Here is a 13,874-nt window from a genome sequence, read left to right as displayed (position 1 = left end):
GTATGCACGGTAACCCTTACGTGATAAGGCGTAAGGGACAACAGAAAAATATCGTGACACAAGGGGTCGTCAGTGGGATATAATTCCCGGCTAAATTTGAGTTATTTTGAAATAACAACGCTAACCAAATGATTGTTAAAGTAAAAATACGCAATAACGATAAGGATTAAAGCTATGGGTTTTCTTTCCGGTAAGCGCATTCTGTTGACTGGCCTTGCCAGCAAACTGTCCATCGCCTACGGTATTGCGCAAGCAATGCACCGTGAAGGGGCTGAACTGGCGTTCACCTATCAGAACGAAAAACTGAAAGGTCGTGTGGAAGAATTTGCTGCGGCACTGGGTTCCAACATCGTACTGCCGTGCGACGTGGCTGAAGATGAGAGCATTGAATCTCTGTTCACCGAGCTGGAAAAAGTATGGCCTAAGTTCGACGGTTTCGTGCACTCCATCGGCTTCGCTCCGGCAGATCAGTTGGACGGCGATTATGTTAACGCGGTCACTCGTGAAGGCTTCAAAATCGCCCACGATATCAGCGCCTACAGCTTTGTGGCGATGGCTAAAGCCTGCCGCGGCATGCTGAACCCAGGCTCCGCCCTGCTGACGCTGTCCTATCTGGGTGCTGAGCGCGCGATCCCGAACTACAACGTAATGGGTCTGGCGAAAGCGTCCCTCGAAGCTAACGTTCGTTATATGGCGAACGCTATGGGTCCGGAAGGCGTTCGCGTTAACGCTATCTCTGCCGGTCCGATTCGTACTCTGGCCGCTTCCGGCATTAAAGATTTCCGTAAGATGCTGGCGCACTGCGAAGCGGTCACCCCGATCCGCCGCACCGTCACCACTGAAGACGTGGGTAACAGTGCAGCATTCCTGTGCTCCGACCTGTCTGCAGGCATCTCCGGTGAAGTCGTTCACGTTGACGGTGGTTTCAGCATCGCCGCAATGAACGAGCTGGAACTGAAATAAGTTCTTTGCCCTCCTCGCGTCCGTGAGGAGGGTGCTTTCCCCCGCACTTTTCTTTTGTTATTCCAATCCGCTATTTGTTAGCACGTATCAATATTTTCTCCCGCTCCGGGGTTAAGCCAGGATAGTTCAGCATAGCGCAACCGCGAAACGGTGGTTTGCCACATACCGAACAAGGATCCCCCATGGAGCAACGCCGCGTTAACGGCAAAAACCACTGGTATCATGAGACCCAGTCAACAATCTGCCCGGTGGATGTATTGCCGCTCGTCCCTGAAGCCGCCCATGTCGAAGATCGCTTTCTACTCGACCTGACTCTGCCCGAGGATCTTTTCCAGGCGCATGCGCGTTGGATAGCGCCTGCCCGTCAGTTAGCCGATGCCTTCTTCCCGACGACGGTAGTTGTGAGCCGCTTGCAAACATTTAATGCCTACGACCGGCTAAGTACTGCGCTGACCGTGGCACAGGTTTACGGCGTACAGCGCCTGTGTAACCACTATGCCGCCCGCCTGGCACCGCTTCCCGGCCCGGACTCTTCGCGAGAGAGCAACCGTCGTCTGGCACAGATCACGCAATATGCTCGCCAGCTTGCCAGCTCGCCTTCGGTCATTAACGCGCTATCGCGCAGTCAGTTGGATGAGGTGGGCTTGACCAGCCGCGATATTATTCTGATCAATCAGATTGTTGGCTTTGTCGGCTTTCAGGCCCGCGCTATTGCCGCATTCCAGGCCGCATTAGGTTATCCGGTTCGCTGGATACCCGGCATGCCACAGCAAGAAGATGCGCCAGAAGCGCTTTTTGCCGCGAGTGATATTGATTGGCAGCCGGGCCTGGACGATTCAGATTTACACTACGCCAATGATGAGCGTCAATTGCTGTTAGCTGACTGGCAGAAGCATCCGGGTTTGTTCGAACTGGCACCGCTGCTGGCGACACAGGAGTCACCGCTTAATGTGCTGGAACAAGTTCTGACACATCTCAGCGACGCGCAACAGTTTGTCAGTCAGGTGGCGCTGATAACCGCACGCATTAACGGTAGTACCAGTTGCTTCAACGCCTGGGTCGCACGATGTTCGGATTTGCCAGACCTTATTGAGGCGTTGCGTGGCCATGAGGCAGACGCTCAGGCATGGGGGCAGCAACATCCCCAGGAGCGCGTCATTTTACAGGCCGTCCAGCTCTTGACCCGAGCGCCAGACCGCTTCAGCGCCGCCCAGCTAACTCCCCTTATTGAATACGGACTCTCTCGTACTTCGGCTATCGACCTTCTTGCCTGGTGCGGGCTATGCGGTTGGATGAATCGGCTGAAAATCGCCCTCGGGAATGTGAGTCAGCAGACGTAAAATGCTGAAACAGCGCTTGCTGAGGCAGGCATATTCGCGTAAAAATGTCAGCCGCTCTTTTAGCCACGAAAATAAGAAATTATGTTTCAGGACAACCCGCTGCTAGCGCAGCTTAAACAGCAACTGCATTCCCAGACTCCGCGCGTTGAAGGGGTCGTTAAGGGGACGGAAAAAGGCTTTGGCTTCCTGGAAGTCGACTCACAGAAAAGCTATTTCATTCCGCCACCGCAAATGAAAAAAGTGATGCACGGCGACCGTATTATTGCCGTGGTCAATACTGAAAAAGAACGCGAAAGCGCAGAGCCAGAAGAGCTGGTTGAGCCTTTTCTGACGCGTTTTGTCGGTAAAGTTCATAAGAAAGATGACCGTCTTTCCATCGTTCCTGATCATCCGCTGCTGAAAGATGCCATTCCCTGCCGGGCCGTTCGCGGCGTTGAGCATGATTTTAAAGAGGGTGACTGGGCCGTTGCTGAAATGCGCCGTCATCCACTGAAAGGCGATCGCGGCTTCTATGCCGAGCTGACCCAGTTCATCACCTATGGCGATGACCATTTTGTACCCTGGTGGGTTACCCTCGCGCGCCACAATCTGGAAAAAGAAGCGCCAGATGGCGTAGCAACTGAAATGCTCGACGAAGGTCTGGAGCGCCGCGACCTAACGGCTCTGACTTTTGTGACCATCGACAGCGCCAGCACCGAAGATATGGACGATGCCCTGTACGCAGAGCTTGCCGCGGACGGTAAACTGCACCTGACCGTTGCTATCGCCGATCCGACAGCCTGGATTGCTGAAGGCAGCAAGCTGGACAACACGGCGAAAATTCGCGCCTTTACCAACTATCTGCCGGGCTTCAACATTCCAATGCTGCCGCGCGAGCTGTCAGACGACCTGTGCTCCCTGCGCGCCAACGAAGTTCGTCCGGTTCTGGCCTGCCGTATGATTCTGGCCGATGACGGTACCATTGAAGACGATATCGAATTCTTCACTGCCACCATCATGTCCAAAGCGAAACTGGCTTACGATGATGTTTCCGACTGGCTGGAAAATAACGGCAGTTGGCAGCCAGAGAGCGATGCCATCGCTCAGCAAATCAAACTGCTGCAGGATGTCTGTTTGCGCCGTAGCGAATGGCGTAAAACCCACGCGCTAGTGTTTAAAGACCGCCCGGACTACCGATTTGTGTTGGGTGAGAAAGGTGAAGTACTGGATATCGTTGCCGAACCACGTCGTATCGCCAACCGCATTGTTGAAGAGTCGATGATTGCCGCCAATATCTGCGCTGCCCGCGTGCTGCGCGATAAACTCGGTTTCGGTGTCTATAACGTCCACACCGGTTTTGACCCGGCAAACACCGAGCAACTGGCTGCGCTGCTGAAGACGCACGATGTGCACGTTGACCCGGTAGAAGTACTGACGCTCGAAGGCTTCTGCAAGCTGCGTCGCGAGCTGGACGCGCAGCCGTCTGGCTTCCTCGACAGCCGCATTCGTCGCTTCCAGTCGTTCGCGGAAATTAGTACCGAGCCGGGACCACACTTCGGTCTGGGCCTTGAAGCTTACGCGACCTGGACGTCTCCGATCCGTAAGTACGGCGACATGATCAACCATCGTCTGCTGAAAGCGGTTATCAAAGGGGAAGCCATTGCGCGTCCGCAGGATGACGTTGCGATACAGATGGCGGACCGCCGTCGTCTTAACCGCATGGCGGAGCGCGATGTCGGAGACTGGCTATACGCCCGTTATCTGAGCCCAAAAGCCGGAACCGATACGCGTTTTGCTGCTGAAATCATTGATGTTAGCCGCGGTGGAATGCGCGTGCGTCTGGTCGATAACGGTGCTGTCGCCTTTATCCCAGCGCCGTTCCTGCACGCCGTTCGCGATGAACTGGTTTGCAGCCAGGAAAATGGTACCGTGCAGATTAAAGGTGAAGTCGTCTACAAAGTGACCGACGTAATTGACGTCACGATTGCCGAAGTTCGCATGGAAACCCGCAGCGTGATTGCGCGTCCTGCCGCCTGATAGACTGCCCTGTGCGGCTCCCGTTCGGAGCCGCATCCTGGCCCTTCCCGTTGTTTTCCTGCGCGTTTTCCGTTAATAACAGTAGATGAGTTAGGTTGTGAGTTTTTTTCGCTTCTCTTTTTCATCCGTTTTTAGCATCATTGATTTTATTCACATTTGTAACCAGGATTACGCCATGTCAGATCTGAATGCCCACCTGCTCGCCCAACGTATTGATACCGTGCTTGATATCCTGGTTGCCGGAGATTATCACTCCGCCATTCATAACCTGGAAATTCTAAAAGCTGAACTGCAGGCGCTTTCCAGTGACGAACAGGAAGCCAAACCCGGCCAAACTAAAGCGCCGTGGGAAATCTAAAATCCTTTATCGCCGCGGTCGGCCGTTCAGCGCCGATTGCCAGCCTCAAATAGCCCTTTAACTGTGATGTTGCTATGAACGCCCGACAACAAAGTATTTTGCAAATGGTCATTGATAAAGGCCGTATGAGCGTGTCCGATCTCGCGAAGATGACCGGTGTCTCTGAAGTCACTATTCGCCAGGATTTGAATTTACTGGAAAAGCAGAGCTATCTGCGACGTACCCATGGTTTCGCTGTTCCTCTGGATAGCGAAGATGTGGAAACCCGCATGATGACCAACTTTTCTATTAAGCGAGAGCTGGCTACGCGAGCCGCTACGCTTGTCTCTTCCGGCGAGACGGTGTTTATCGAAAACGGCAGCTGCAACGCCCTTCTTGCCCGTACGCTTGCCGAGCGTGGCGATATCACCATCATCACCGTCAGTAGCTATATCGCTCACCTGCTTAAAGAGACGCCCGGAGAAGTCATTCTACTGGGGGGGATTTACCAAAAACGCAGCGAAAGTATGGTTGGCCCACTGACGCGACAGTTCATTCAACAAGTTCACTTCAGCAAGGCATTTATTGGTATCGATGGCTGGCAGGCTGAAACCGGGTTTACCGGCCGGGATATGATGCGCGCCGATGTCGTCAACGCGGTGCTGGAAAAAGGCTGTGAAGCGATTGTGCTAAGCGACAGCTCGAAGTTCAGCGTTGTTCATCCCTATCCGCTAGGCCCTGTAGGACGATTTAATCGCATTATTACCGACGACAACCTAAACGATGCCGTTCGCAATCGGTTGGCTGCGTGCGGGTTAATCGTCGATATCGTTAATCACTCTTAATTCCCTATTTCGCTACAACGCCTCACTCTGCCGGGTAAATACCCGGCTCATGCTTCGTCTGAGACTTTTCTGACACCTGAATTAAGACTTTTTACCTCCCTGAAAATTTTATAGAAAGTAAAATTAATGTTAGCGATATAACAGGAAGTGACTATCACCTGCGTGATTAGAGTAACACCTGCGCAACTTAGCTTCATGGAATACCCCTTAAGCAGAAGTAACAAGCTATGCTTATAGGAAGTTGTATCCGTGAATAGATTATTCAGGAGAAAATTATGATGAATTCAATGAACAAAAAAATGGCTGCTGCGGTCCTGGCAATAACAGTTGCAATGTCTCTGAGCGCTTGTTCTAACTGGTCTAAACGCGATCGTAACACCGCTATCGGGGCGGGTGCTGGCGCAATCGGCGGTGCAGTATTAACTGACGGTAGCACCCTGGGTACGCTGGGCGGCGCCGCAGTCGGCGGTATTATTGGTCACCAGGTAGGTAAATAATATTTATACCCGTCATACTTCAAGTTGCATATGCATTGGCTTTGTTACTCGGCGCCCCTACGGAGGCAGCGCGAGCGCTGTTCAAAACGGTTCACCGTTTTGTCCTGCAACTAGAATTATTTAGGGTATATCACACGAAATAAAATAAAAATTTATATTAGCTAACTGATTCTCCAGCAAAAAAAATTAAGGCCACGATACGCATATCGTGGCCTTATTATTAGAGTCTACCCCTTGTTGAAGCCAGTTTGGTGCCGGACAGCGCGCAGAAACAGGAACGTACACGTAGTACGTGAGGATTTCGAGCACTGCCCGGTGCCAAACTGGCGAACAAAATAGCCTAATGGGATAGGCTCTTAGCCGCCTGCCAGTTTAACTTTCATACCTTTCGCTTCGAGAAGTGATTTGAGTAAATCACGCTTATCGCCCTGAATCTCAATCACGCCATCCTTTACTGAACCGCCGCAGCCGCATTTCTTTTTCAGTTCAGCAGCCAGCTTAGCCAGCGCCTCGTCGTTTTCATCGATACCTGTAATCAAGCACACGCCTTTGCCTTTGCGACCGCTGGTCTGACGCTGAATGCGCACAATGCCATCACCTTTCGCCCGCTCTTGTACCTGTTTAGGCTCATCGATACGCCCGCTGTCCGTCGAATACACCAGACGACTGTTGGAATCGCTCATCACGCCCCCTTGTTCAATGATGCATTAATACTACTTAGCGTGGCGGCCGGATCGGCAGACTGAGTCACCGGGCGGCCAATGACCATATAATCCACACCAGCGGCCAGCGCCTGTTCCGGCGTCATGATCCTCCGCTGATCGCCTGCATCGCTGCCTTGCGGACGAATGCCTGGCGTCACCAGCTTAAATGCCTGACCTAGTTCCTGTTTGAAGCGCACCGCTTCCTGCGCTGAACAAACAACGCCATCCAGACCACAGTTCTGGGTCAGCGCCGCCAGCTTCGCGGCATAATCGGCCGGGGAAAGCGTAATGCCCAGATCCTGCAGGTCGCTGGCTTCCATACTGGTTAATACGGTCACCGCGATCAGCAGCGGCGCATCATTACCAAATGGTAGCAAGGCTTCACATGCGGCGGTCATCATGCGCGCGCCGCCTGAGGCATGAACGTTGACCATCCAGACGCCGAGCTCTGCTGCTGCCGCAACCGCACGTGCCGTGGTATTTGGAATATCGTGAAATTTCAGGTCGAGGAAAACCTCAAAACCACGCTGGTGCAGGTCGCGAACAAGCTGTGGACCAAACAGAGTAAACATCTCTTTGCCAACCTTCAGGCGGCAGTCGCGTGGGTCGATGCGGTCGACAAATGCCAGCGCTTTATCACGGTTATCATAATCAAGAGCAACAACAATAGGAGAGGATGTGACAACGCGGGAAGAAGATGTAGCAGTAGACGTCATGACCGGACCTTAATTGTTGATGGGCGCCAGTGTGGCGCAAAAAGGTAAACGGGCAGCATTCTACCTGCGATAAGGCAAAAATGACAGGTTGTATTTCCCGCCCTGCCAGGCGGGTTTACTTCCGATGCCAAGGGAAATGAAGGATAAAAACACATTAGTATGTTGTAACTAAAATATGGATTTTTTTTAATCTACTGCCCATCAAGGCCGCGAATTGGCTTAATTGTTGCCCATGAGCGACAGGACGGACAGTGCCAGTACAGCGTATGGGCGGTAAAACCACATTTCTGGCAGCGGTAACGCGGCTTACTGCGAACCTGTTCACCGACCATCTGGCGTAAAACACCCAGGCTCTCTTTCGCCCGCCCCTCTTCAGCCTCGCTGATATGGTAGTCAATTAGCTTATGGAACACGCGCATCGTCGGATGACGCTCCAGCTGACGCGTGACGTAGTTTTGCGCCGACTCCATACCTTCCCGCTGTTCAAGGATTTGCGCTAGCATTAAGTCAGCGGTCGCCCCGGTATTTTCTTCTGCGCAGCGGCGCAAAAACGCTTCCCACTCATCGGTTTTGCCCAACTGCTGGTAACAGGTTTGCAGCATATCTAACGTTTCGCCGACCAGTTCTTTGTCCTGCTCGATGACGCGCTCCAGGCTCTCTACCGCTTTGGCATAATCGCCCTTTTCCATCCATACCCGGCCCATCATAATGGAGACACGAGCGCTATTACGATCTGCAGCGGCACCTTTTTTCAGTAACGTCATGGCCTTATCCAGATCGTTACCCGCCATTTGCTGTAAGGCAAGCTCACACCAAAAATTGGCAATTTCGCCGCGATGTTTATCTTTGCCCAGCTTAACCAGACGTTCTGCCATTTCAATAGCGGACTGCCAGTCGCTGGTTGCCTGATAAATTTGCAGCAGCTGTTGCAAGGCACCGAGACGAAAATCGGTTTCATCCACCAGCTGTTTAAACATGCTTTCCGCACGGTCATACAGACCAGCGGCCATGTAGTCGCGACCGAGTTGCTGTACGGCCAGCAGTCGCTGGTCATACGTCAACGAAGCGCTTTCCATCAGGCTTTGATGAATGCGGATGGCCCGGTCAACCTCGCCGCGAGAGCGGAACAGGTTACCAAGCGTCAGGTGGGCTTCAACGGTACCGGTATCCTCTTTCAGCATATCGAGGAACAGATCAACGGCTTTATCCTGCTGATTGCTCAGCAGGAAGTTGACCCCCGCCACATAATCACGTGACAGACGGCTCGCATCGTCCTGTTTGGACTGTTGTGCACTTCTGCGCCCCATATACCAACCGTAGGCAGCGGCAACGGGCAAAAGCAGAAACAACAACTCCAACATAAATGATTATTCCTTCACCGCGGGAACACCGGCTTGCGCAGGTGTAGCGCTGGTTGGTGCGATCTGGTGTTCCAGACGCTTGATTCTACGTTCAGCACGCGCCAGCGAGACGCGAACGCGCAGCCAGAAAAGACCGCAAATCAGCCAACCAATAGCAAAACCAGCAGCAAACAGGACAGCCAGCAGTGTCGAAATCCGGAATTCACCCTGCGCGAGCAAATAATTGAATGTGACTACCTGGTCATTTTGCGCACCCAGCGTCACTGAAATGACAAAGATCGCTAACACCAGTAAGAAAATGAGTAAATATTTCACATTACTTCCCGTTATGTGGGTTGCGCGAAAAAATCCCGCGTTCAGCCCTATAAAGTATCATTTTCGCCGCAGCGGTGAAATGGAAATGCACAACGCCAGTACAGGATATGCGGCCTGATGGCGGTAAAATCAACATTACTCCGGGACTGCAGCCCTTTTTTTAATGTCCTGAGCCTCTTCCCCCGGCGGCGATAGCGGACCACAAAACCGTTGTGTAAGCCAGGTCGCCAGGGTAACCAGCAGCCAGGAAATCACGGTTGCCACGATCAAGTCCAGCGGCCAGTGCATACCAAGCGCAAGGCGGCTGCCCATCACCGCAGTGGCCCATGTTAGCAGTAGCGCCAGAGTGACCCAACGACGCCGCGGCCACAGCAAACCAACGCCGAGTAATGCCCAACTGGCGGCAAACATCGTGTGACCGGATGGGAAAGCGAATCCAGTCTCTTTCTGCCAGTGCTTACGCAGAAATTTAGGAATTTGCTGCTCTTGCGCTAACTGCTCATGCACCAGTTTAGCGCGATCTTTACGTTTCAATGCGTAGAATTGATTCACCGGCACTTGTTGCGTCTTTTCCAGCCAAATGACGAAGGGCCGAGGCTCCTGCACGCGATCTTTAATCCAGGATTTCATGCCCTGCCCGATCAAAATTGCAGCCGCCAGAATCAGAAACAGCACGATTGCCGCCCGTAGACGAAAACGCAGGCACCACAGGAACCAGCCGCACAGGATAACGTGGGTAATAACGCCCCAGGGCTGAGTCACCGTTTCGGTCACCCAATACAACAGCTTCATCCCCCCTTCCGGCAACCCCGGATGCCATTTCCAGCCGGAAATCCAGACTACAACAGGCATAACTAATAACAGCGCCGCGCCAACGGCGGTTCGTCTGGCAATCAACAGCATCTCGTCTCCTTATCATTGACCTGGATATCATAACGGAAAGTGGTTCGTTTGTGCGCTTTGCACGCAAGCAGCCGTGCGCAATTAGGAGAACGTCACGCCGTTGTGGCAAAATAGCGGCAAACAGAAGCACAGTCAGGTGCTGATAGAATCTGGAGAATCACATGCAGCTTAAACGTGTGGCAGAAGCCAAACTGCCAACCCCATGGGGCGATTTTCTCATGGTGGGTTTTGAAGAACTGGCAACCGGGCAGGATCACGTTGCCCTGGTTTTTGGCGATATCTCGGGGCAGATCCCCGTTCTGGCTCGCGTACATTCAGAGTGCTTAACGGGCGATGCCCTTTTTAGTCTGCGTTGTGATTGCGGGTTTCAGCTAGAAGCGGCATTGTCGCATATTGCCGAAGAGGGTCGCGGGATCCTGCTATATCACCGTCAGGAAGGGCGCAATATTGGCCTGCTGAACAAAATCCGCGCCTATGCTTTACAAGATCAGGGTTATGACACGGTCGAAGCTAACCATCAGCTCGGTTTTGCCGCCGATGAGCGCGACTTCACGCTGTGCGCCGATATGTTTAAGTTGCTCAACGTCGATCAAGTGCGCCTGTTAACCAACAATCCGAAGAAGGTCGAAATTCTGACCGAAGCAGGAATAAACATTGTTGAACGCGTACCGCTGATCGTGGGTCGCAACCCGAAGAACGCGCACTATCTGGATACGAAAGCCGCCAAAATGGGGCACTTGCTCAATAAATAATCCGGGCAGAAAAATTCAGGGCCAGCATACGCTGGCCCTCTTTGTTTAAAGCATCGTGGTCTATAGCATATTGCGAATGACATAATGCAGAATGCCATCGTTCTGGTAGTACGTCAGCTCAGTGGCGGTATCGATACGACAGCGGCAGTCTATAACGTCCAGTTTGCCGTCTGCTCGGGTTAGGGTTATCGGAACCGTCATCCCTGGCTGCAGTGATTGCAGGTTGCTGATATCGATCCGCTCCGCACCAGTGAGTCCCAGCGTTTTACGCGTAACACCCTGCGGGAATTCTAACGGCAATATCCCCATCCCAATCAGGTTCGAGCGGTGGATACGCTCGAAAGATTCAGCAATAACCACCCTGACGCCAAGTAGACGAGGTCCTTTCGCTGCCCAGTCGCGGCTGGAGCCTGAGCCATACTCTTTCCCGGCGATCACCGCCAGCGGCGTGCCTTCATCTTTGTACAACATGGCCGCATCATAAATCGCAATAGGTTCACTATCGGGAAGATGGCGCGTCATCCCTCCTTCCACTCCGGGCACCATTTCGTTGCGAATACGGATATTGGCAAACGTACCGCGCATCATCACCTCGTGGTTTCCGCGTCGCGAACCGTAGGAGTTAAAATCGGTGCGTTCAACGCCATGATTTTGCAGGTAACGACCCGCCGGGCTATCGGCTTTGATGCTACCCGCAGGTGAAATGTGGTCAGTTGTCACTGAGTCACCCAGCATCGCCAGAATGCGCGCGCCATGAATGTCTTCTACCGGTTTGGGTTCAACGCCCATGTCGTCAAAGAACGGCGACAGGCGAATATAGGTTGAGTCATCCTGCCAGTCGTAGGTATCAGAGCGATCCACTTTTATCGACCGCCATTCAGGCGTCCCTTCAAACACTTCGGCGTACTCCTTATGGAACATCTCCGTCGAAACCTGCTCAACCGCACGCGCTACTTCTGCTCCACTTGGCCAGATATCTTTCAGATACACTGGCTGACCGTCTTTGCCGATGCCCAACGGTTCGCGGGTCAGGTCGAGGTTCATATTGCCCGCCAGCGCGTAAGCTACAACCAGAGGTGGCGAGGCCAGCCAGTTAGTTTTCACCAGCGGATGAATTCGGCCTTCAAAGTTACGGTTACCGGAAAGCACGGCCCCGACGGTCAAATCGCCCTGTTTGATTGCGCGTTCAATCGGATCCGGCAACGGCCCGGAGTTACCGATACAGGTCGTACAACCATACCCCACCAGGTTAAAACCCAGCTCATCAAGATATGGCGTCAACTTTGCGTGGGCCAGATAGTCGGAGACCACTTTCGAACCCGGCGCCAGCGAGGCCTTCACCCACGGCTGCGGCTTTAATCCCCGCTCGACAGCATTTTTTGCCAGCAGGCCGGCGGCCATCAACACGCTGGGGTTAGAAGTGTTGGTACATGAGGTAATCGCGGCAATCGCCACCGCACCATCCGGCAGCGAATATTGCTGTCCGTTCAGCGTATAGTCGATAGGCCGCTTGTCTTTCTGCGCATGGTTAACTTCCAGCTCGGCGCTGGCGGCAAAAGCTTTAGGGACATCACCCAGAGCAACGCGATCCTGCGGACGCTTCGGCCCTGCCAGGCTAGCTTCTACGGTCCCCATATCCAGCGCCAGAGAGCTGGTGAAGATCGGTTCGTCCCCAGGCTGTCGCCACATCCCCTGCGCTTTCGCATAGGCTTCCACCAGCGCCACCTGCTCTTCGCTGCGCCCGGTCAGGCGCATATAGCTCAGTGTGACAGCATCAATAGGGAAGAAACCGCATGTCGCGCCGTACTCCGGCGACATATTAGCGATAGTGGCACGGTCTGCCAGCGGTAATGAATCAAGTCCATCTCCATAGAACTCGACAAATTTACCCACTACGCCGTGTTTGCGCAGCATTTGCGTCACGGTTAGCACCAGGTCGGTGGCGGTGATACCTTCACGCAGCTTGCCGCTCAGCTTGAAACCGACAACATCCGGGATCAGCATGGAAACAGGCTGCCCCAGCATCGCGGCTTCCGCTTCGATGCCGCCAACGCCCCACCCCAGTACGCCGAGGCCATTGATCATCGTAGTATGCGAGTCGGTCCCGACCAGGGTATCCGGGTACGCCACCCATTCGCCGTTTTGCTCTTCACTCCATACCGCCTTGCCAAGATACTCAAGGTTAACCTGGTGGCAAATTCCGGTGCCCGGCGGCACCACGCTGAAGCGGCTGAACGCCTGCTGTCCCCAGCGCAAAAATACGTAGCGTTCGTGGTTACGCTCCATCTCAAGACGGACGTTCTCTTCAAACGCATCATCATCGCCAAAGCGGTCTACCGTCACCGAGTGGTCAATGACCAGATCGACGGGAGAGAGTGGATTCACTTTGGCTGTATCGCCTCCCAGGCGTTTTACCGCTTCACGCATCGCTGCCAGATCCACCACGGCGGGAACGCCGGTAAAATCCTGCATCAGCACACGCGCCGGACGGTAGGCGATCTCTCGATCAGCATGAGCATTTTTCAGCCATCCGGCCAGGGCGTGAATATCTTCGGCGGTCACCGAATCACCGTCCTGCCAGCGCAAAAGGTTCTCCAGTAGTACTTTGAGGGATTTGGGCAAACGCGAGAGATCGCCCAGTTCTTTGGCGGCCAGCGGTAAGCTGTAGTAATGCCAGGTCTTATCATTAACCTGTAAGGTTTCCTTGCTGGCGGCTCGTAGGGTTGACGACATAGCTCCTCCTTAACATAGGGATAGCAAGCCCTGATCCTCCTCAGGGACATTATTAAAGATAACACATCTTTGACGTAACATTTTGATAACAACCCAAATTGCTAAAATCGATGAAACGCATCAAGACAGAAATTTTGAATAATGGGTGCTAAAAATATTGAGAAGGTTTGAAGGAGGTATGTTTTATTACTGCGGAGTTGTATTAGTACACGAGTACAAAAGAAGAACTAATCGCCACTATTTTGACGATTAGTTCAGCAGAGTAAATTTATAGAGAGAGACCAAAAAGGCAAAAAATATATACTCCTTATTACTGTTATTTTATCGAATGGAAATAGTTCTCAAATCCAGACTGTCATAAAAACGACACAATCAATTTGACTGGAAATGTG

General features: G+C 52.9%; 13 protein-coding genes. 7 read left to right on the top strand and 6 right to left on the bottom strand.

The genetic code is table 11. The annotated features are described in order from the left end of the window. Positions 1-174: 174 nt before the first annotated feature. The 6 genes from fabI to osmB all read left to right on the top strand — a co-directional run bounded on the left by fabI (position 175) and on the right by osmB (position 5,998). Complete coding sequence (gene fabI / locus QVF11_RS27685) at positions 175-963, top strand: enoyl-ACP reductase FabI (protein WP_112216491.1); 789 nt, start codon at positions 175-177, stop codon at positions 961-963. A gap of 182 nt (positions 964-1,145) precedes the next feature. Continuing rightward, positions 1,146-2,303, top strand: coding sequence for a carboxymuconolactone decarboxylase family protein (locus tag QVF11_RS27680; protein WP_287860974.1), 1,158 nt, complete (start codon positions 1,146-1,148; stop codon positions 2,301-2,303). Between the two features lie 81 nt (positions 2,304-2,384). Beyond that, on the top strand, positions 2,385-4,319 hold the full coding sequence (locus QVF11_RS27675) for an exoribonuclease II (protein ID WP_112216489.1): 1,935 nt from the start codon (positions 2,385-2,387) through the stop codon (positions 4,317-4,319). A gap of 175 nt (positions 4,320-4,494) precedes the next feature. Then, on the top strand, positions 4,495-4,677 hold the full coding sequence (locus tag QVF11_RS27670; RefSeq protein ID WP_112216488.1) for a YciZ family protein: 183 nt from the start codon (positions 4,495-4,497) through the stop codon (positions 4,675-4,677). Positions 4,678-4,751: 74 nt separating this feature from the next. Next, complete coding sequence (gene yciT / locus QVF11_RS27665) at positions 4,752-5,501, top strand: DNA-binding transcriptional regulator YciT (protein WP_287860971.1); 750 nt, start codon at positions 4,752-4,754, stop codon at positions 5,499-5,501. A 278-nt stretch (positions 5,502-5,779) separates the two neighbouring features. Further along, the gene (gene osmB, locus QVF11_RS27660) at positions 5,780-5,998 is read left to right on the top strand and encodes an osmotically-inducible lipoprotein OsmB (RefSeq protein WP_287861081.1); all 219 of its coding nucleotides are present in this window, start codon (positions 5,780-5,782) and stop codon (positions 5,996-5,998) included. 356 nt (positions 5,999-6,354) lie between these two features. Here the strand turns inward: osmB and yciH are convergent, their stop codons facing one another. From yciH to pgpB, 5 genes are all read right to left on the bottom strand, one after another. Beyond that, positions 6,355-6,681 (bottom strand): stress response translation initiation inhibitor YciH, encoded by a 327-nt coding sequence (gene yciH, locus QVF11_RS27655; RefSeq protein WP_110273493.1) that lies wholly within the window; start codon positions 6,679-6,681, stop codon positions 6,355-6,357. Continuing rightward, a complete protein-coding gene (gene pyrF, locus QVF11_RS27650) occupies positions 6,681-7,418 on the bottom strand; it encodes an orotidine-5'-phosphate decarboxylase (RefSeq protein ID WP_287860968.1) in 738 nt (245 codons plus the stop codon). Before pyrF ends, yciH begins: the two co-directional genes overlap by 1 nt. A gap of 191 nt (positions 7,419-7,609) precedes the next feature. Further along, positions 7,610-8,779 (bottom strand): lipopolysaccharide assembly protein LapB, encoded by a 1,170-nt coding sequence (gene lapB, locus QVF11_RS27645; protein WP_287860966.1) that lies wholly within the window; start codon positions 8,777-8,779, stop codon positions 7,610-7,612. 6 nt (positions 8,780-8,785) lie between these two features. Continuing rightward, complete coding sequence (locus tag QVF11_RS27640) at positions 8,786-9,094, bottom strand: LapA family protein (protein ID WP_110273496.1); 309 nt, start codon at positions 9,092-9,094, stop codon at positions 8,786-8,788. Between the two features lie 135 nt (positions 9,095-9,229). Beyond that, positions 9,230-9,997: a phosphatidylglycerophosphatase B gene (pgpB, locus tag QVF11_RS27635; protein ID WP_287860964.1), complete on the bottom strand. Its 768-nt coding sequence runs from the start codon at positions 9,995-9,997 to the stop codon at positions 9,230-9,232. A gap of 161 nt (positions 9,998-10,158) precedes the next feature. On the opposite strand from pgpB, the gene ribA reads away from it, so the two are divergent. After that, positions 10,159-10,749 carry a GTP cyclohydrolase II gene (ribA, locus tag QVF11_RS27630; RefSeq protein WP_110273498.1) on the top strand — a complete coding sequence of 197 codons (591 nt, stop codon included), beginning with the start codon at positions 10,159-10,161 and terminating at the stop codon, positions 10,747-10,749. Positions 10,750-10,809: 60 nt separating this feature from the next. On the opposite strand, the gene acnA is transcribed toward ribA, so the two are convergent. Continuing rightward, positions 10,810-13,482 (bottom strand): aconitate hydratase AcnA, encoded by a 2,673-nt coding sequence (acnA, locus tag QVF11_RS27625; protein WP_112216483.1) that lies wholly within the window; start codon positions 13,480-13,482, stop codon positions 10,810-10,812. Between the last annotated feature and the right edge of the window lie 392 nt (positions 13,483-13,874).

The organism is Klebsiella sp. (assembly GCF_027492335.1).
GTDB lineage: Bacteria > Pseudomonadota > Gammaproteobacteria > Enterobacterales > Enterobacteriaceae > Klebsiella > Klebsiella huaxiensis.
This window is presented reverse-complemented; position numbering and strand designations above follow the sequence as displayed.